This is a genomic window from Tenacibaculum sp. M341, assembly GCF_004337695.1.
GTDB lineage: Bacteria > Bacteroidota > Bacteroidia > Flavobacteriales > Flavobacteriaceae > Polaribacter.
Genome location: NZ_SJXJ01000002.1, coordinates 318,650 through 336,865 on the forward strand (window position 1 = coordinate 318,650; position 18,216 = coordinate 336,865).

At 30.9% G+C, this 18,216-nt stretch carries 18 protein-coding genes and 2 tRNA genes; 17 read left to right on the top strand and 3 right to left on the bottom strand.

The window, feature by feature from the left end; translation table 11 throughout:
- Positions 1–38: 38 nt before the first annotated feature.
- From EYW44_RS03260 to ade, 3 genes are all read left to right on the top strand, one after another.
- Positions 39–419 carry a DUF423 domain-containing protein gene (locus tag EYW44_RS03260; RefSeq protein WP_132722231.1) on the top strand — a complete coding sequence of 127 codons (381 nt, stop codon included), beginning with the start codon at positions 39–41 and terminating at the stop codon, positions 417–419.
- Positions 420–506: 87 nt separating this feature from the next.
- Positions 507–2,120 carry a phosphoenolpyruvate carboxykinase (ATP) gene (gene pckA, locus EYW44_RS03265; RefSeq protein ID WP_132722232.1) on the top strand — a complete coding sequence of 538 codons (1,614 nt, stop codon included), beginning with the start codon at positions 507–509 and terminating at the stop codon, positions 2,118–2,120.
- A 90-nt stretch (positions 2,121–2,210) separates the two neighbouring features.
- Entirely contained in the window at positions 2,211–3,833 is a 1,623-nt protein-coding gene (gene ade / locus EYW44_RS03270) for an adenine deaminase (RefSeq protein ID WP_132722233.1), read from the top strand.
- A gap of 78 nt (positions 3,834–3,911) precedes the next feature.
- Here ade and metK read toward each other — a convergent pair whose 3' ends face one another.
- On the bottom strand, positions 3,912–5,165 hold the full coding sequence (gene metK, locus EYW44_RS03275; RefSeq protein WP_132722234.1) for a methionine adenosyltransferase: 1,254 nt from the start codon (positions 5,163–5,165) through the stop codon (positions 3,912–3,914).
- Between the two features lie 288 nt (positions 5,166–5,453).
- Here metK and trxA point away from each other — a divergent pair, with 288 nt between their 5' ends.
- The 8 genes from trxA to EYW44_RS03315 all read left to right on the top strand — a co-directional run bounded on the left by trxA (position 5,454) and on the right by EYW44_RS03315 (position 9,402).
- Positions 5,454–5,771, top strand: a complete 318-nt coding sequence (gene trxA / locus EYW44_RS03280) for a thioredoxin (RefSeq protein WP_132722235.1) — start codon at positions 5,454–5,456, stop codon at positions 5,769–5,771.
- Between the two features lie 96 nt (positions 5,772–5,867).
- Positions 5,868–6,794, top strand: coding sequence for a DUF58 domain-containing protein (locus EYW44_RS03285; protein WP_132722236.1), 927 nt, complete (start codon positions 5,868–5,870; stop codon positions 6,792–6,794).
- A 65-nt stretch (positions 6,795–6,859) separates the two neighbouring features.
- Positions 6,860–6,933: transfer RNA gene (locus tag EYW44_RS03290), tRNA-Asp, on the top strand.
- Positions 6,934–7,080: 147 nt separating this feature from the next.
- Positions 7,081–7,638 carry a DUF7103 family protein gene (locus tag EYW44_RS03295; protein WP_132722237.1) on the top strand — a complete coding sequence of 186 codons (558 nt, stop codon included), beginning with the start codon at positions 7,081–7,083 and terminating at the stop codon, positions 7,636–7,638.
- A 120-nt stretch (positions 7,639–7,758) separates the two neighbouring features.
- A tRNA-Asp gene (locus tag EYW44_RS03300) sits at positions 7,759–7,832 on the top strand.
- Positions 7,833–8,155: 323 nt separating this feature from the next.
- A complete protein-coding gene (gene folE / locus EYW44_RS03305; protein WP_132722238.1) occupies positions 8,156–8,839 on the top strand; it encodes a GTP cyclohydrolase I FolE in 684 nt (227 codons plus the stop codon).
- 2 nt (positions 8,840–8,841) lie between these two features.
- Entirely contained in the window at positions 8,842–9,018 is a 177-nt protein-coding gene (locus EYW44_RS03310; RefSeq protein WP_132722239.1) for a Lacal_2735 family protein, read from the top strand.
- An 18-nt stretch (positions 9,019–9,036) separates the two neighbouring features.
- Positions 9,037–9,402 (top strand): DUF2237 family protein, encoded by a 366-nt coding sequence (locus tag EYW44_RS03315; RefSeq protein ID WP_132722240.1) that lies wholly within the window; start codon positions 9,037–9,039, stop codon positions 9,400–9,402.
- 8 nt (positions 9,403–9,410) lie between these two features.
- On the opposite strand, the gene EYW44_RS03320 is transcribed toward EYW44_RS03315, so the two are convergent.
- On the bottom strand, positions 9,411–10,664 hold the full coding sequence (locus tag EYW44_RS03320) for an FAD-dependent oxidoreductase (RefSeq protein ID WP_132722241.1): 1,254 nt from the start codon (positions 10,662–10,664) through the stop codon (positions 9,411–9,413).
- A 426-nt stretch (positions 10,665–11,090) separates the two neighbouring features.
- Here EYW44_RS03320 and EYW44_RS03325 point away from each other — a divergent pair, with 426 nt between their 5' ends.
- Genes EYW44_RS03325 through EYW44_RS03350 form a run of 6 tightly spaced genes read left to right on the top strand, consistent with a single transcriptional unit; the run spans position 11,091 to position 17,534 of the window.
- Positions 11,091–11,915: a prephenate dehydratase gene (locus tag EYW44_RS03325; protein ID WP_132722242.1), complete on the top strand. Its 825-nt coding sequence runs from the start codon at positions 11,091–11,093 to the stop codon at positions 11,913–11,915.
- Positions 11,912–13,066: a pyridoxal phosphate-dependent aminotransferase gene (locus EYW44_RS03330; RefSeq protein ID WP_132722243.1), complete on the top strand. Its 1,155-nt coding sequence runs from the start codon at positions 11,912–11,914 to the stop codon at positions 13,064–13,066. The genes EYW44_RS03325 and EYW44_RS03330 overlap by 4 nt, the downstream gene beginning before the upstream one ends.
- Positions 13,067–13,073: 7 nt before the next feature.
- Complete coding sequence (locus EYW44_RS03335) at positions 13,074–13,937, top strand: prephenate dehydrogenase (RefSeq protein WP_132722244.1); 864 nt, start codon at positions 13,074–13,076, stop codon at positions 13,935–13,937.
- A gap of 12 nt (positions 13,938–13,949) precedes the next feature.
- The gene (locus EYW44_RS03340; protein WP_132722245.1) at positions 13,950–15,032 is read left to right on the top strand and encodes a bifunctional 3-deoxy-7-phosphoheptulonate synthase/chorismate mutase type II; all 1,083 of its coding nucleotides are present in this window, start codon (positions 13,950–13,952) and stop codon (positions 15,030–15,032) included.
- Between the two features lie 42 nt (positions 15,033–15,074).
- Entirely contained in the window at positions 15,075–16,721 is a 1,647-nt protein-coding gene (locus tag EYW44_RS03345; protein ID WP_132722246.1) for a hypothetical protein, read from the top strand.
- Between the two features lie 60 nt (positions 16,722–16,781).
- Positions 16,782–17,534, top strand: a complete 753-nt coding sequence (locus tag EYW44_RS03350) for a DUF5995 family protein (protein ID WP_132722247.1) — start codon at positions 16,782–16,784, stop codon at positions 17,532–17,534.
- Positions 17,535–17,560: 26 nt separating this feature from the next.
- Here the strand turns inward: EYW44_RS03350 and EYW44_RS03355 are convergent, their stop codons facing one another.
- Positions 17,561–18,178, bottom strand: a complete 618-nt coding sequence (locus tag EYW44_RS03355) for a hypothetical protein (protein WP_243643599.1) — start codon at positions 18,176–18,178, stop codon at positions 17,561–17,563.
- Positions 18,179–18,216 lie beyond the last annotated feature (38 nt).

Here is an 18,216-nt window from a genome sequence, read left to right on the forward strand (position 1 = left end):
TTGTCATAAAAGTTTAAAATCAAACAAATATAAAAAAGATGTATAAAAATTTAACAATTATTTCCGTTTTAGGTGTATTAACTATTGTTTTAGGAGCATTTGGAGCACATTCTTTAAAGGAAAAATTAACGCCAGAGGCAATGCAGAGCTTTGAAACAGCAGTGAGATATCAGATGTATCATGTAATTGTTTTATTAGTGATCAATCTTCATCAAAATTTTTCTTCAAAATTTAAAAACAAAATAACCTATAGTTTTTTAGTCGGGATTTTACTTTTTTCGGGTTCTATTTATTTAATGTATTTAGCCAATATACCAGCAAAAACTATTTGGTTTTTAACACCTTTAGGTGGAGTTGTGCTTATTTTTGGATGGGTTTTTATGGTGTTAGAGTTTGTCAAAAAGGCTAAAAGTCAATAATTTGTTGATAAAAAATAGGTATAACTAATTACTTTAAACAAAAAGGTTTATTTTTGCTTGAAATTAAACACAACAAAAAAATAAGAGATGGCAAATCTTGAAACGAAAACGATTTCGTTAGAATCATTAGGAATTAAGAGTTCTGACGTTCGTTATCAGTTAACTTCAGAGGAGTTACATAATTTAACTATAGAGAAAGGACAAGGTAAAGAATCTGCATTTGGTGCTATAGCAGTAAATACAGGTGAGTTTACAGGAAGGTCTCCAATGGATAGATTTATAGTTAAAGACGAAATAACTAAAGATGAGATTTGGTGGGGAGATATTAATATTCCTTTCGATTCAGATAAGTTTGATGCTTTATACGAAAAAGTAACAGCTTACTTATCAGATAAAGAGATTTTTGTTAGAGATAGTTATGCTTGTGCAGATCAAGATTATAAATTAAATATTAGAGTTGTAAATGAGTATCCATGGAGTAACATGTTTGCTTACAACATGTTTTTACGACCAACAGAAGAAGAGTTAAAAGATTTCGATCCAGAATGGACAGTAATCAATGCGCCAGGTTTTATGGCAGATGCAGCTGTAGATGGTACACGTCAGCATAACTTCGCAATTTTAAACTTTTCTAGAAAAGTAGCTTTAATTGGTGGTACTGGATATACAGGAGAAATTAAGAAAGGAATCTTTTCTGCTTTAAATTTCATTTTACCAGTATATAAAAACACATTACCAATGCACTGTTCTGCAAATGTTGGTAAAGATGGTGATACTGCTATTTTCTTCGGATTATCAGGTACAGGTAAAACTACATTATCTACAGATCCAAACAGAAGTTTAATTGGTGATGATGAACACGGTTGGACTGCAGAAAATTCTGTATTTAACTTTGAAGGAGGTTGTTACGCTAAAGTAATCGATTTGTCTCAAGAGAAAGAACCAGAAATTTATGGAGCTATTAAAAAAGGAGCAATCCTTGAGAATATCATCATGAATGAAGCTGGTGAAGTAGATTTTGGAGACACAACTATTACACAAAACACACGTGTGAGTTATCCAATTCACCACATTGAAAATATTAAAACACCATCTATTGGAAAAAATCCTAAAAATGTATTCTTCTTAACAGCAGATGCATTTGGGGTATTACCTCCAATATCTAAATTAACGCCAGGTCAAGCGGCTTACCACTTTATTTCTGGATATACAGCAAAAGTTGCTGGTACTGAAGCAGGTGTTACAGAACCATTGCCAAGTTTCTCTGCTTGTTTTGGAGCGCCATTTATGCCATTACACCCAACTCGTTATGCTGAAATGTTAAGCGAGAAAATGAAAGAAACAGGGGTAAATGTATGGTTAGTTAATACAGGTTGGTTTGCTGGTCCTTACGGAGTAGGAAATAGAATGAAGTTAAAGTATACTCGTGCAATGATTAATGCTGCTTTGACAGGTGGATTACCAGAAGAGATTACATACGAAGATTATCATATTCATTCAGTATTTGGTTTAGCACAACCAAGAACTTGTCCAGGTGTACCAGACGAATTATTAAGTCAACGTAAAGCTTGGGATAATGATGAAGGATATTACGAAACTGCACATAAATTAGCTGATTCTTTTAGAGCTAACTTTAAAAAGTTTGAAGAATACGCAAATGAAGAAATTTTAGCAGGAGGGCCTCCAATTATAAAGAAGTAATTCTAGTTAAAAATAAGTCAGAAAGCATCCGTTATAGGATGCTTTTTTTATGCAAAAAAATGTCATTATTTTAGCTAAAAATAAACACGAATGATTGTACAAGGTAACATTGTAAATATTAGAGAGAAAAAAATATTTAAAGGAGAGATTGAAGTAGAAAACGGTAAAATAGTAAACATTCGTGAAGCTAATCATTCTGTAGAAAGCTATATTTTACCAGGATTTGTAGATGCTCATATACATATTGAAAGTTCAATGTTGGTTCCTTCTGAGTTTGCTAAAATAGCAGTTACTCATGGAACAGTAGCTACCGTTTCAGATCCACATGAAATAGCAAATGTTTTAGGGGTAGCAGGAGTAGATTTTATGATTGAAAACGGAAAGAAAGTGCCTTTAAAATTTAATTTTGGAGCACCTTCTTGTGTCCCAGCAACTTCTTTTGAAAGTGCCGGAGCTGTTATTGATTCAGAAGCTATTAAATTAATGATGGAAAACCCTGATATTAAATATTTAGCTGAAATGATGAATTATCCAGGAGTTTTATTTGACGATGAAGAGGTGTTAAAAAAGATTCAGCATGCAAAAGATAATAACAAACCAGTTGATGGACATGCACCAGGAGTTAGGGGAGAGGACATTAGTAAATATATTGCGGCTGGAATTTCTACTGATCATGAATGTTTTACCTATGAAGAAGCTTTAGAAAAGTTACAAAAAGGAATGAAAGTGATTGTCAGGGAAGGAAGTGCAGCTAAAAATTTTGAAGCATTGATCGATTTGCTGCCAGAGTATTTTGAAAACATGATGTTTTGTTCTGATGATAAACATCCGGATGATTTATTAATTGGTCATATTAATGAGTTATGTGTGCGAGCTGTAGCTAAAGGAATTGATGTTTATAAAGTTTTACAGGCAGCTTGTATAAACCCTGTTGAACACTATAATTTAGATGTAGGCTTGTTAAAAGAAGGCGATTTAGCTGACTTTATTATGGTAAACAACCTTACAGACTTTTCTGTAGAAAAAACATTTATAAATGGAGAATTAGTAGCTGAAAACGGCAATTCGTTTGTAAAGTCAGTTGCATTTGACGTGTTGAATAATTTTAATACAGAAAAAAAGAAGGTGTCTGATTTTGAATATCATTCAGCATCAGAAAAAATAAGAGTAATTGAAGCACTAGATGGTGAGTTGGTAACCAATGAAATTGAATCAAGTTCTTTAATTAGTGAAGGTAATTTAATATCAAATACAGAAAATGACGTTTTAAAAATGACGGTAGTCAACCGTTATAAAAATGCAGAGCCTGCAATTGCTTTTATTAAAAACTTTGGTTTAAAACAAGGAGCTATCGCAAGTTCAGTAGGGCACGATTCTCATAATATTATTGCAGTAGGAGTTTCTGATGAAGCTATCTGTAGAGCTGTAAATTTATTAATAGAAAATAAAGGAGGTGTTTGTGCTGTTTATGATTCAGTGGAAAAAGTTGTGTCGTTACCTGTTGCAGGAATTATGAGTGATAAACCTGCAGAAGAGATAGGGAAAGCTTATGCTGAGTTAGATGCAATGGCTAAAAAAATGGGAAGTAGTTTAAGAGCACCTTATATGACATTGTCATTTATGGCTTTATTAGTGATTCCTTCATTAAAATTATCTGATAAAGGTTTGTTCGACGGAAATAGTTTTAAATTCACGTCTTTAGAAATAAAATAATTTGATTTTCAATAACATAAAAAAAACGTTTGAAGCCAAGCTCCAAACGTTTTTTATTTATGTATAAAATACTATTTCTTATAAAGAAAAAGCTTGTTTTACAGTATCAACATAGTCTAGTTTTTCCCATGTGAACAACTCAACATCAACAACTTTCTTTTCTCCATTAGGTTGTTCAAAAGTTTTAGAAACAACTTCGTTTGTTCTTCCCATGTGTCCGTAAGCAGCAGTTTCGCTGTACATTGGAGTACGTAACTTTAAACGATCTTCAATAGCGTGAGGTCTCATGTCAAAAATTTCAGAAACTTTCTGAGCAATCTCTCCGTCAGATAAACCAACTTTAGAAGTTCCGTAGGTATCAACAAAAATTCCCATAGGTTCAACAACTCCAATCGCATAAGAAACTTGTACTAAAACTTCATCAGCAACACCTGCTGCAACTAGGTTTTTAGCAACGTGTCTTGTAGCGTAAGCAGCACTTCTATCTACTTTACTTGGGTCTTTTCCAGAGAAAGCACCACCACCGTGTGCACCCTTACCACCGTAAGTATCAACGATAATTTTTCTACCTGTCAACCCTGTATCACCGTGAGGTCCTCCAATAACAAATTTACCTGTTGGATTGATATGGTATTTAATATCGTCATTGAATAATGTCTGAATTTGAGCTGGAAGTTTAGCTACAACTCTAGGTATTAAAATGTTTTTAATGTCTTCTCTAATTTTGGCTAACATTTCATCATCAGAACCAAAATCATCGTGTTGTGTAGATACCACAATAGCTTCAACTCTCAAAGGAGTATTGTCATCAGAATACTCAATAGTTACCTGACTTTTAGCATCTGGACGTAAGTAAGTGATTTCACTATTTTCTCTACGTAAGTCTGCTAATTCTTTTAAAATTAAGTGAGATAAATCAAGAGCTAAAGGCATAAAAGTTTCAGTCTCATTAGTAGCATAACCAAACATCATTCCTTGGTCACCAGCTCCTTGTTCTTCCTTTTTAGCTCTATCTACACCACGATTGATGTCGTCAGATTGCTCGTGAATTGCAGAAAATACTCCACAAGAGTTACCGTCAAACATATATTCGCTTTTTGTATAACCTATCTTGTTAATTACATTTCTTGCTATTTTTTGAACATCTAAATATACTTTAGACTTTACTTCTCCAGCTAATACTACTTGTCCAGTAGTTACTAAAGTTTCACAAGCAACTTTTGCATCAGCATCAAAAGCTAAAAAATTATCTATTAAAGCATCACTAATTTGATCTGCTACTTTATCTGGATGTCCTTCAGATACACTCTCTGATGTAAAAAAGTATGACATATTTTTCTTTTTATTATCTGTTAATTTGGTGTTTAGTGAACTGACTGAGCGTCCGAGAAAGAAGTAAAACATTACTGCTTTAGCATTTTTTCACGAGGTTGCAATCAGATCAAATTTGTCCTCTAAAATCGGCATCAAATTTAATACTATTCTTTCATTATAAAAATTTAATTTCTTAATATATTTATAAAATCAATTATTGTATAAGAAAAACCGATCTAAACATAATTGAAATAAGTGAAATAAATTCTTACATTTGTACTGATTAATACATAAAAAGACAAGAAAATGGCATTAGAAATTACAGATACATCTTTTGAGGAAATAGTACTTAAATCAGATAAACCAGTTTTAGTAGATTTTTGGGCTACATGGTGTGGACCTTGTAGAATGGTTGGACCAATCATAGATGAAATTAGCCAAGAGTATGAAGGGAAAGCTGTTATTGGTAAAGTAGATGTAGATGCTAATCAAGAATTTGCTGCAAAGTACGGTGTACGTAACATACCTACTGTTTTAGTATTTAAAAATGGAGAAGTAGTAGCAAAGCAAGTTGGAGCTGCTCCAAAGAAAGCATATACAGATAAAATTGATGCTGCTTTATAAATAATTACTCTTTTAAAAAGATATTAGAGGTTGTATTCGTAATGAAATACAACCTCTTTTGTTTTTTATTTAAATGCATATTTCTATTTTTGGTATATGAGTTTACAACTTTCACAATTACAATCATCAGAAATTAAAAATCTCGATCTTTTAGCCAAACAAGTGGTAGAAGGTTTTATAACAGGAATGCATAAAAGTCCGTTTCATGGATTTTCTGTTGAGTTTTCTGAACATAAATTATATAATAAAGGAGAAAATACAAGACATATTGATTGGAAGCTCTTTGCAAAAACAGAAAAGTTGTACACGAAAAAATATGAAGAGGAAACAAATTTAAGATGTCATATTATCATTGATAACTCTTCATCTATGCATTATCCTATAAAAGAGAAGCAACAATTAAATGACTTAAATAAAATTGGGTTTTCTGCAGTTGCAGCTGCTTCTTTAATTGAGTTATTAAAAAAACAAAGAGATGCTGTAGGTTTAAGTGTATATGCTGATACTTATGAATACTATGCACCAGAAAAAGGTAATGATAGGCATAGGAAATTATTAACAAGTAAATTAGAAGAACTACTACAGAAACCGTCATCATCAAAAAAAACAGATACTTATAAGTATTTGCATGAAATTGCTGAAAAGATTCATAGACGTTCTTTAATTTTTCTTTTTACTGATATGTTTCAGCCTTCAAGTGATCAAGAAGAGTTATTCGATGCACTTCGCCATTTGAAGCACAACAAACATGAGGTTATTTTGTTTCATACGATCGATAAAGAGTATGAATTGAATTTCGATTTTGAAAATACTCCCCAAAAATTTATTGACGTAGAAACAAATGAAGAAATAAATTTATATGCAGACAGCGTTAAGAGCAATTATAAGAAAGAGGTTGCTAAGTTTTTTGATGAATTAAAAAATAAATGTTTGCAGTATAAAATTAGCTATGTTCCTGTAAATACAAGAGATGGTTATCAAAAAATACTAACGAACTATTTAATTAGTAGAAATAAATTCTAAATTTCGCTAAAAAAGTTTGGTGGAAATAAAAATAGATTATATATTTGCATCCGCATTAAAGCAACGGTCTGGTAGTTCAGCTGGTTAGAATACATGCCTGTCACGCATGGGGTCGCGGGTTCGAGTCCCGTCCAGACCGCAAAAAGCTTCTCAATTTTTGAGAAGCTTTTTTTATTTCCCACTTTTATTTTTTCAAATATTTAAAGAACTTCTAAGTAAACTAGGTTAAAACACTGTATTTTTTCTAAAGCATATTTTTTAAATTTAACTTAACAAAGGTTTTATTATGAGTATGTTAAGTAAGTTGACGCATTTTGCAAAGTTGGAAAGGATTATAGCAACAGTATGTATATTTATGCCTTTGCTGTTAAAATGGGCAGATGATAATGAACCTTTTAGAGAAAGTATAAGCGATTATGTGTATATGTTTAATGGACATATATATGGCTTGTTACTTACGCTAGCTTCTATGCTTTTTGTTTTTAATGGAACTGTATATATAAAAAAGAACAAAAGGCTACCACATTCTAAAAGGCATGGTAAATGGTACAATATTGTTTTAGGATTGGCTTTATTAGGTATTTTACTTTTTCCACACAGAGAGTATACAATTATTCATTATTCTTTTGCTGCTTTGTTTTTTGGAGGTAGTGCTTTGGTAATAGGTATTTTTAATGATAGAAGACATCGTGCAATTAGTATTGTAATAGCTGCTGTGTCTATATTAGGTTTAATCTTGTATTTGATAGATGAATCGATAATTTCGTTGTTTTGGGCAGAGTGGATTTCGTTGTTCGTAATAGCAATTCATTATATTTTAGAGTCAAAAGGAATTTTAGATTAAAAAAAATATTTATTGTAAACTTCATGTTTTCAAAACATTAAAAAATTAATGTAAAACTTATTGAAATTATTTGATGATAATTCAAAAAAGGTTTATATATTTGCACCCGCAATAAGCAACGGTCTGGTAGTTCAGCTGGTTAGAATACATGCCTGTCACGCATGGGGTCGCGGGTTCGAGTCCCGTCCAGACCGCAGAAAGCTTCTCAAATTTTGAGAAGCTTTTTTCTTTTAAAAAGCTTTCTTTTTTATTTCCACTATGCTTTTCGATCTCTTCAAATAAGAAAAAACAATTTTAACATAATGATTTATTATGGATAAAAAACGGAAATTTCATTTTGTTTAATTATATTTGAATAGTATTAAACAAAATTGCAATTTTCAACTCTGTTTGAAAATGAATGTTGTTTAATGTGTTGTTTTATAGTTGTTTGTGTTTTTTTTCGTTTGATAGTAATGAGCGAATATCACTAACTTATATTTACAAATACAAATTAGTCTGAAATTAAAAAGAAATTATGTTGAAATCACTTGCAGAAAAAAATAATCTTAACGGCTTTAGTCATGAAGAAATTGGAGACGATCATCTTTTAACAGGTTTAGAAACTCCAATGCGTGAAGATGCTTTTGAAATTTCTGACGATGAGAAAAAGGAAAAAATAGCTTCTTTATTCGGAGAAATAATGAATGTCATGGGGTTAGATTTGACCGATGATAGTTTAAAAGGAACTCCAGATAGGGTAGCTAAAATGTATATTGATGAAATATTTTCAGGATTAAATCCTGACAATAAACCTAAAATAGCATTGTTTGATAATAAATATCAATACAATCAAATGCTGATAGAAAAGAACATTTCTTTTTACTCTAACTGTGAACATCACTTTGTGCCAATTATTGGTAAAGCACATGTTGCTTATATTTCCTCAGGAAAAGTGATTGGTTTGTCTAAGCTAAATAGAATTGTTCAGTATTATGCTAAGCGTCCGCAAGTGCAAGAGCGTTTAACAAATCAAATAGCTAAAGAGTTAGAAGCAATACTAGAGACAAAAGATGTGGCTGTTATAATAGATGCAAAACATCTTTGTGTATCTTCCAGAGGAGTGAAGGATGATACTTCTTCAACGATTACTGCATACTATGGAGGAGTATTTAATACACCGAGTAAAATAACTGAATTGCAAAACTACTTAAATCAATAATTATGTTTTTAAACTTTTTTAAAAAGAAGACGCTCGAAGAGAAGCTGAAAATGGAGTACGAACAATTAATTATAGAAGGAGAGATGCTTGACAAGCAAAATACTTCTGAAAGTCGTCAAAAATACATTCAAGCAGAGCGTGTTCTTAATAAAATAGAAAGTTTAAAAAATGCATTTTAATTAAATAGCTCTATTCAAATGACATTAAATGTTTTTGGTGATCCTATTATCAGTTGTTGTAATGATCCACTCACAGGATATTTTAGAGATGGATTTTGTAATACAGCAAGTTCCGATCATGGTACACACATAGTATGTGCTGTGATGACAGAGGATTTTTTAAGATTTACAAAATCTAGAGGAAACGATTTAAGAACACCAATGCCACATTGGAAATTCCCAGGTTTGGTTCCTGGTGACAAATGGTGTTTATGTATATCGAGATGGATAGAAGCGGAGAAAGAAGGAAAAGCTCCTTTAGTGGTTTTAGAAGCCACGCATAGTAAAGCTTTACAATTTGTAAGCTTAGAAACTTTAAAAAAATATGAACTGAAAAAACAATAGCAATCAATCTAATTACTATTGTTAAGCATATCTACTATTTTTAATGCAGTTTGTTCACCAGAAATCATTGCTGCATTTAAAGAACCATTGACAAGGGTGTCTCCACTTAAGAATATATGGTCGCTCACTTTTATTTTATCGTTAGGCATATCATATGAAACTTCAGAAAGTTTAGGTAGTGCTTTAGAAATTTCATAGCGCTTTAAGAAAGAAATATCTTCAATTCCGCAAAGTTCCTTCAATTCAATAGTAACCTTTTTAATTAATGCTTCTTCTGATAACTCATGTTGTTTTACAATGGTTACAGAGAGCAGCTCTTCATTAGAGTCTGTATTGGTTTTAATGCTCGTGTGAAAGAAAATATTATTAATCAATGAAGTTTCGTCTGCTATCAATACAATAATTGGTTGTTGAATAGTTTTCTTTTTTACTTTAAAATAAAGCGTATCACAAGATTTCCATTGAGTTTTTGGTGTATTTAAATTGAGAAGTTTGCTAGCTTCAGTAGCTACAACTATAATATCACTTTTAAGGTTAGTACTATCTGCTAATGTAATTGTGTTATCAGTAATGCTTGTAACCTTACTATTGAATATAAATTGAGTGTTTTTTAACTTTCCTCTAAGTTGATCAGGTATGGCTTGCATACCATCTTTAGGTATCGCAGCATATCCATTTCCGAACATTTTATAAATAAATTCAAACATAATGCTCGGTGTAGCTAATTTATCTTCAAGAAAAATTCCGCTAAAGAAAGGTTTAAAAAATGAAGCGATGATATTATTAGAAAAACCTTTTTCTCTTAAAAAAGATAAAGTGCTCTGTGTTTTTTCGTTAAAAATAGCATCAATAGGTTTTTGTTTAAGTGAATTATTAAGAGTAAAAATTTTTAATTTATCAGCAATACTACCTACGCTTGAAAAAATAGTTGGCAATAAAAGGTTTAATTTACGAGTTGGATCTCCAATAGTACTTTTTCCTTTTTTATTAAAAACAACGGCTCCTGGAGTTAGTTTCTGTAAATCTAATGAGTTATAATCTAAATATTTTTTTGCTGCAGGATATGCTGTTAAAAGTACCTGAAAACCTCTGTCTAATTGGTAGCCATCAATAATATCAGTTTTAACTCTTCCTCCAACATTATTAGAAGCTTCTATTATTACAGGAGAGAAACCGTGTTTTTCTAAAACAATGGCTGTTATTAAACCACTTATTCCTGCGCCAATAATATGAATAGAAGTATTTTGTTTTGTAGTCTCCATGTTGAACCTTGTTAGTAACTATTTTTAGCAAAGATAACGTTTGTTTAATTGTTTTAATTAAAAGATAAACAAAATAAATAATGAGCTTTAATGGTTTGAGTGTAAGAAAGTGCTTAATTGTTGTTTTTTTAAATTATCATTTAAAATATTTGTAGATAAATTGAAATAATTCAAAAAAAGAGCGTCATATTATTTTTATCATAAAAATTAAAAAATAAAATCTTTTTTCTTGTTTTAATAAAATTAAATTCCAAGATTTGTAATTCAAAATTATACAACAAGTTATGTTACAAAACATTTGGCAAGGTTTCTATTTTTACTTTTACTATTTTAGTGAGAGGAGAGGCTTTGTATCATAATATTTTGTAATTGAAAAATAATATTTATAAAGTCTCGATCCAATCGAGGCTTTTTTTTTGATTTAAAATGAAGAAAATCGCCATACAAGGAATACAAGGAAGCAATCATCATATAGTAGTTAAGCGCTACTATAAAGACGATTATGAAATTAAGGAATGCCTTTCTTTTGATGCTTTAATTGATAGTTTACTTAACAATGAAAGTCTGCAAGGTGTTATGGCTATTGAAAATACCATTGCAGGATCAATAATTCCGAATTACGCTTTAATAGATAAAAACAACATGAATATTGTTGGGGAATATTATCTGCCAATTCATCATCATCTAATGGCATTACCAGGAGAAAATCTTGAAAGCATCAAAGAGGTTTCTTCTCATCCAATGGCTTTATTACAGTGTAAAGATTTCTTCAAGAATCATAAACATATCAAACTGGTAGAAGATGTTGATACAGCTGAAGTAGCTAAACGAATAGCCGAAAATAAATTACAGAATACGGCAGCTATTGCTCCTAAAATAGCAGCTGAAATATTCGGTTTGGAGGTGATAGAAGACGAGATTCAGACAATAAAAAACAATGAAACTCGATTTGTAATTATTCAAAATGGAGCACAGACTTTAGCCACCAATGAAATAAATAAAGCTTCTTTAAAATTTGAGTTAGATCATAAAAGAGGAAGCTTAGCAGCAATTTTAAATGTAATTAGTGATTGTAAATTAAACTTAACTAAAATTCAATCACTACCAAAAATAGAAACCCCTTGGAAATATGCTTTTTTTGTGGATGTAACCTTCGATACTTACGAGGCGTATGCAAAAGCAAAAGCAGTAATTCAAATTATGGCAAACGACTTTAAAATATTAGGAGAATATAAAAACGGAAGATTATGATAGAATTTGCAAACCGTTTACAAACAGTTGAAGAATACTACTTTTCAAAAAAACTAAAAGAAGTAAGACAGTTAATAAATGAAGGTAAACCAGTTATAAATATTGGTATTGGTAGTCCTGATTTATTACCACCAAATTCAGTTATTGAAGCATTAAAAGATAGCTTACAAGTTACTGGTGCTCATAAGTATCAAAGTTATCAGGGAATTCCTGAGTTTAGAGAAGCAGTAGCAGGTTTTTATGCTAAAAATTATAACGTAACGGTGAATCCTACTTCAGAAATACTTCCGTTAATGGGTAGTAAAGAGGGAATTTTACACATTTCAATGGCAGTTTTAAATGAAGGCGATCAGGTGTTAATTCCAAATCCAGGATATCCAACATATACTTCGGTAAGTAAATTAGTAGGGGCAACACCTGTATTTTATAATCTTTCAGAAGTAAATAATTACCAGCCAGATTTTGATGCGTTAGAAAAAGAAGATTTATCTAAGGTAAAAATCATGTGGGTAAATTATCCTAACATGCCAACAGGAGCTTTAGCAACAGAAGAAACATATAAAAAGTTAATTGCTTTTGGAAAAAAACATAGCATTCTAATAGTAAATGATAATCCGTATAGTTTCATTTTAAATAGCAATCCTAAAAGTATTTTAGAAATCCCAGGGGCTAAAGAAGTTGCTTTAGAATTAAATTCTTTAAGTAAAACTTTTAATATGGCTGGTTGGCGTATAGGGATGTTGTTAGGAAACGAGAAGTTCATTAACAACATTTTAAAAGTAAAAACTCAAATGGATTCTGGTATGTTTTACAGTCTGCAAAAAGGAGCGGTTGAAGCATTAAATATTTCTAATGATTGGATTGCAGCGCAAAATAAAATTTATGAGAAACGTAGAGCTTTAGTTTGGCAGTTAGCAGAACAATTAGGTTGTAGTTATCATAAAAATACCAGCGGAATGTTTGTGTGGGCAAAACTTCCAGAAGGAGAAAAATCTGTAGAAACTATAGATAAAATACTAAATGAGCACTACATTTTTATAGCACCAGGAACTATTTTTGGCAGCTTAGGAGAAGGCTACATTCGTTTTTCACTGTGTGTATCAGAAGAGAAAATAGAAGAAGCAATTAAAAGAATAACAAAACATAATTAGTAATACAGTGAAGGTTTTTATCATAGGAACAGGTTTAATTGGCGGAAGTTTAGCATTAGATATTCAAGAAAAATATAGTGAAGCTGTAATTTATGGAGTTGATGCAAATGATGAAGCACTTACAGAAGCCAAAGAATTAAACATTATTCATAAAAAAGCAACTTTTGCTGATTTAAATATAGCGGATATTGTCATTGTTTCTACTCCGGTAGATGTTGCCATTACACTAATTCCAAAAGTACTAGATGAAGTTACAGATACTTGTTTGGTTTTAGATGTTGGTTCGACAAAGGAGAAGATTTGTGATGTTTTAAAAGAACATCCAAAGAGAAGAAACTTTTTAGCAACGCATCCAATAGCAGGTACAGAGTTTTCTGGACCAAAAGCAGCGCTGAAAAATTTATATAAAGGCAAAACAAATATTATTTGTGAAGTAGAAAAAACAGCATTTAAATTACAAGAAAAGGCGTTAGAAATTTTTTCAAACATAGGAATGAGAATTCGTTACATGGATGCTAAATCTCACGATAAACACATTGCTTACGTATCTCACTTATCGCATATCAGCTCTTTTATGTTAGGTAAAACAGTTATTGAAAAAGAGAAGAACGAACGAGATATTTTTGATATGGCAGGTAGTGGTTTTGCATCAACAGTGCGTTTAGCAAAAAGTTCACCAGATATGTGGACGCCTATTTTTGAACAAAACAAAGAAAATGTAATAGAAACCCTAAATGAATACATACAAAACCTGCATTATTTTAAGCAGTTGATAGAAGAGGATAAATTTTCTGAAATTCATTCAGAAATGAAAAATACCAATCACATAAAACAAATTTTAAACGGAATAAAAGAAGTTAAGCTTCAGTAAAATGTAAACAAAATGGAGAATAAAAAAGAGTTAAGAACATGGTTAGATGATTTTAAATTAAATCATCCTTTAGTTATAGCAGGACCTTGTAGTGCCGAAACCGAAGATCAATTACTTAAAATAGCACACGAACTAAAAGACACAGATGCTTCTGTGTTAAGAGCTGGAATTTGGAAACCAAGAACAAGACCAGGTAATTTCGAAGGTGTAGGCGCTTTAGGTCTTAAGTGGTTACAAACTGCAAAAAAAGAAACAGGTATGTTAACTACAACAGAAGTAGCTAACAAAAACCACGTGGAATTAGCATTAAAACATGATATAGATATCTTATGGATTGGAGCTAGAACTACGGTAAGTCCATTTATTGTTCAGGAAATTGCTGATGCATTAAAAGGAACAGATAAAATAGTATTAGTTAAAAACCCAGTAAACCCAGATTTACCACTTTGGTTAGGGGCTCTTGAGCGTTTTTACACAGCAGATATCAAAAAATTAGGAGCTATTCATAGAGGTTTTTCTACTTATGAAAAAACAAGATACCGTAACAATCCAGAATGGCAAATTCCTATTGAGTTACAAAATCGTTTCCCAGATTTACCATTAATTTGTGATCCATCTCATATTGCAGGTAGAAGAGATATCATTTTTGATATTTGTCAAACTGCATTAGATTTAAACTTTGATGGTTTAATGGTTGAAACTCATTACGATCCAGATAACGCTTGGAGTGATGCAAAACAACAAATTACACCTACTTCATTAATTAAAATGATGGTTGACTTAAAAATTAGAAAAACAACTGACACTGAAGTAGAATACAAAAATGCATTAAATACGTTAAGAACTCAGATAGATGTAGTAGATCATCAATTAATTGAAATGTTAGGAAAGCGTATGAAGATTTCTGACAACATTGGTGAATTAAAAAAGGAGAAAAACGTAGCAATCTTACAAACAAAACGTTGGAACGAGATTTTAGGGAAGATGATTTTAGAAGGGCAGGATAATAATTTAAGTGAAGAATTTGTGCTTAAAATTTTCAAAGCTATTCACCAAGAGAGTATTAACCACCAAAAGAAAATTATTAATTCTTAAAAAAAAATGTATCTTCGCCGGCTATTAATTAAAAATAGTCTCATGAAAACAAGTTACTTAGTTCTTTTTTTTGTTGGTTTTCTTTCACTTTCAATTAGTGCACAAGATCAGTTTGGTCCAATCACATTAAAATATGGAGAAGAAATTGAAGACAACAAGAAAAAGATAGTAAAAATAGCCGGCGAAGCTAATAACAAAATTTACACCTTAGCAATTAAAGGTAAAAAGCATTTTATAAAAGTATTTGATGCTAATGAAATGAAGCCTTTAAGTGTTAATGAAATTGAACTTCCAGAATTAAAAGACAAAGATTTAGATTTTGAATCTCTTAAAGTAATCGAAGGAGAAATTTATGTTTTTGGAAGTTTATATGACAGAAAGAAAAAAGAATTTGACTTACTTGCAGTTAAAGTTTCTGAAGATGGAACATTAACAGACACACAAAAATTACTTTTTAATACACCAATAACTAAAAGGAAAGAAAGAGGAGCTTTCTATTTTAAAACTTCACCTAGTAAGGATAAGTTATTGGTAATGCATGCAACACTTTTTGAAAAAGAAGATGTAATTCAGTACGAAATTAAATTATTTGATAAAGATTTAAACACAATTACATCTAGCTTAGAAAAAGTTCCTTTTGAAGATAGAAAAGATTTAGAGTTTATGATTTCTGATTTTGACGTAAGTGCAAATGACGATATCTTTTTAGTGGTTAACGAAAGTTATAGAGATAGAAAGCAAAAAAAGAACATTGAAAAATTTGAAGTTCATGCTTTTAAAAAGAATAACAACTACCAAAAGGAAGTTATCAATATAAACTTTGAAAACAAAGCAATTATAAACTGTGAGTTATTAGCAACAAACAAAGGATTGCTACAGTTAGTAGGTTTTTATTCAGGAGTAAATAAAAGAGGTAGAGCTAACTGGAGGTTAAAAGGAATTTTTACAAGTACTATTGATATCAATTCAAATGAAGTAACAAATCTTAAGTTTAATGAGTTTGATTACGATACTAAAGTAAAGTTAATTGGAGAGCGTAGAGCTAAAAAAGGAAAAGATGTAAAGCCATTTTATATTACACATAGTTTAATAGAAAAAGAAGATGGTGGTTTAATCTTTTTAGCAGAATATCAATTAGTATATGTAGGAAGAACTCAAGGTATTGGACCTTTAGGTTTTACACCAATTCAGTTTACAAAAAATGAAATTATTGTAACATCTTTAAATCCTGATGGATCAGTTCAATGGTCTAATGTAATTGCTAAAAAACAAAAAGCAGCTTACACAACTTTATCTGTTGGTTTTTTCGGTCAATTTAATTCAGGAAGTTTAACAGTAGGAGCAGGGGTTTCTATTCCTGTAGCACAATTGGGTAAAGGACCAGAGTATTTAGGAGCCATTCCAATTTATAAAGATGATAAGTTAACTGTAATATTTAATGATAATAAAAAGAATGTAGGTGTTATAGATATTGAAGAAATAAGATCTTTAGGTAATTATAATAAAGCTATTCCTACAGCTTTTTCATTCGACAATGAAGGAAAAATATTAAGAATGGATCCAGAAGAGGTTCAGAAAGATCGTTTAATAATGAGGCCAGGAGTCTTTTTTAGAAAATCATCAACAGAGTATATCATATACGCATCTAAAAGGTCAAAAGACAAAATAGGTAGAATGATAATAGAATAAATAAAAGCGCAGTTTTGCGCTTTTTTTATTTATTTTCATTTTGTTAAATACTCCAAACAAATGAAAACTATTACTACTATCAATGATGTTATTAATGTATTAGAAGATATAATTCAAGAGTCTATTCAAAACGAAAGTCCGTTAGGTTACTTCGCAGCTTTGTATAAAAAGGTAACTTTAAAAGTAAAAGAAGGCATTGAAAATAATTTTTTTGATGACGGACCAAGAATGGAAAAGTTGGATGTCATCTTTGCTAAAAGATATATTACAGCTTACTATGAATATCAAAATCAACAGACAGTTACTGTATCTTGGTTAAAAGCTTTTGAGTTAGCCGAAAAATTTTGGCCAATTGTTTTACAGCATTTATTAATAGGAATGAATGCGCATATCAATTTAGATTTAGGTATTGCAGCTGCGGAGGTTTCTGAAGGGAAGCCTATTGAAAACTTGAAGAATGATTTTGATAAGATCAATACAATTTTATCATCATTAGTGGCAGATATAGAAAACGATTTGTCGGATATTTGGCCTTTTTTAAAAAAGATATTAAAGTTCACTCGTAAAGTAGATGATTTTCTGGTAGATTTTAGTATGGAAATTGCCAGAGATGGAGCTTGGGATTTTGCAGTTAAATTAGCAAATACTAAACCAAGTAATGTTGCGAATGTTATTCAAAAAAGAGATGAAAGCGTAGCCAAAATAGCAAGTTTAATTACAGATTCAGGAGTTATTGTTTCTGTTATTTTCGGAATCATACGATTGGGAGAAAGAGGAAGTATAGCTAAAAAAATACAAGATTTAAATGCATAAAAGAAAAGCGCCCAAAGGCGCTTTTTTTATTTCTTTTTAGTGTAAGATAATCTTCTAGAAGCTTTTCTCATTAATCGATTAATTAAATCATCAGGAGAAGAACCAAGACTACCTCTAACTTTTTTGTTATAATTCCATAGAAGAACCCCATCAATACCATTATGAACCGACATATTAATTGTAGCGGTATTAGTAGACCCCCAAAAACCTATAAGGATACCCAAAGCGGCAGAAGCACCTTCAGACATTGGTTTATCTGTTTTATAATCACCAGAAATAATAGCATCAACACCAAGAATTTCAGCTAATTCTTCGGTAGTATATTCAATTAAAGTTTCTTGATCAATTTCATTTTTCCTTAATAGAGCAGTAGTTTTATTAGGGTCTTGTACCTCAATAGTTTTTAATTTACCTCTTTTTTTACGTTTTAAAAACCAAGAGTACATTGCTGTTTGAATACTTTTACCTTCATTTAATTCAAGTTTATGTAAATCCTCAGAAGTCATTTCTCTCATCTGTTTTTTACGTAATTTAACTTGTGCTTTAAAAGGTAAAATGGCAATTTTTTTGTGTTCTTTTGCTATTTTATCAAACTCAGGGTTTTCATATAAGTTAGTTTGAGCGTTAGCAATAAAAAAAATCATAGTTAATAGTAAAGTAGCTAAATATCTCATAGTTATTT

Bases quoted from the DNA above. Each gene is read 5' to 3' on its own strand.
- EYW44_RS03260 (WP_132722231.1), top strand. From the start codon at position 39: ATGTATAAAAATTTAACAATTATTTCCGTTTTAGGTGTATTAACTATT.
- pckA (WP_132722232.1), top strand. From the start codon at position 507: ATGGCAAATCTTGAAACGAAAACGATTTCGTTAGAATCATTAGGAATT.
- ade (WP_132722233.1), top strand. From the start codon at position 2,211: ATGATTGTACAAGGTAACATTGTAAATATTAGAGAGAAAAAAATATTT.
- metK (WP_132722234.1), bottom strand. From the start codon at position 5,165: ATGTCATACTTTTTTACATCAGAGAGTGTATCTGAAGGACATCCAGAT.
- trxA (WP_132722235.1), top strand. From the start codon at position 5,454: ATGGCATTAGAAATTACAGATACATCTTTTGAGGAAATAGTACTTAAA.
- EYW44_RS03285 (WP_132722236.1), top strand. From the start codon at position 5,868: ATGAGTTTACAACTTTCACAATTACAATCATCAGAAATTAAAAATCTC.
- EYW44_RS03295 (WP_132722237.1), top strand. From the start codon at position 7,081: ATGAGTATGTTAAGTAAGTTGACGCATTTTGCAAAGTTGGAAAGGATT.
- folE (WP_132722238.1), top strand. From the start codon at position 8,156: ATGTTGAAATCACTTGCAGAAAAAAATAATCTTAACGGCTTTAGTCAT.
- EYW44_RS03310 (WP_132722239.1), top strand. From the start codon at position 8,842: ATGTTTTTAAACTTTTTTAAAAAGAAGACGCTCGAAGAGAAGCTGAAA.
- EYW44_RS03315 (WP_132722240.1), top strand. From the start codon at position 9,037: ATGACATTAAATGTTTTTGGTGATCCTATTATCAGTTGTTGTAATGAT.
- EYW44_RS03320 (WP_132722241.1), bottom strand. From the start codon at position 10,664: ATGGAGACTACAAAACAAAATACTTCTATTCATATTATTGGCGCAGGA.
- EYW44_RS03325 (WP_132722242.1), top strand. From the start codon at position 11,091: ATGAAGAAAATCGCCATACAAGGAATACAAGGAAGCAATCATCATATA.
- EYW44_RS03330 (WP_132722243.1), top strand. From the start codon at position 11,912: ATGATAGAATTTGCAAACCGTTTACAAACAGTTGAAGAATACTACTTT.
- EYW44_RS03340 (WP_132722245.1), top strand. From the start codon at position 13,950: ATGGAGAATAAAAAAGAGTTAAGAACATGGTTAGATGATTTTAAATTA.
- EYW44_RS03345 (WP_132722246.1), top strand. From the start codon at position 15,075: ATGAAAACAAGTTACTTAGTTCTTTTTTTTGTTGGTTTTCTTTCACTT.
- EYW44_RS03350 (WP_132722247.1), top strand. From the start codon at position 16,782: ATGAAAACTATTACTACTATCAATGATGTTATTAATGTATTAGAAGAT.
- EYW44_RS03355 (WP_243643599.1), bottom strand. From the start codon at position 18,178: ATGATTTTTTTTATTGCTAACGCTCAAACTAACTTATATGAAAACCCT.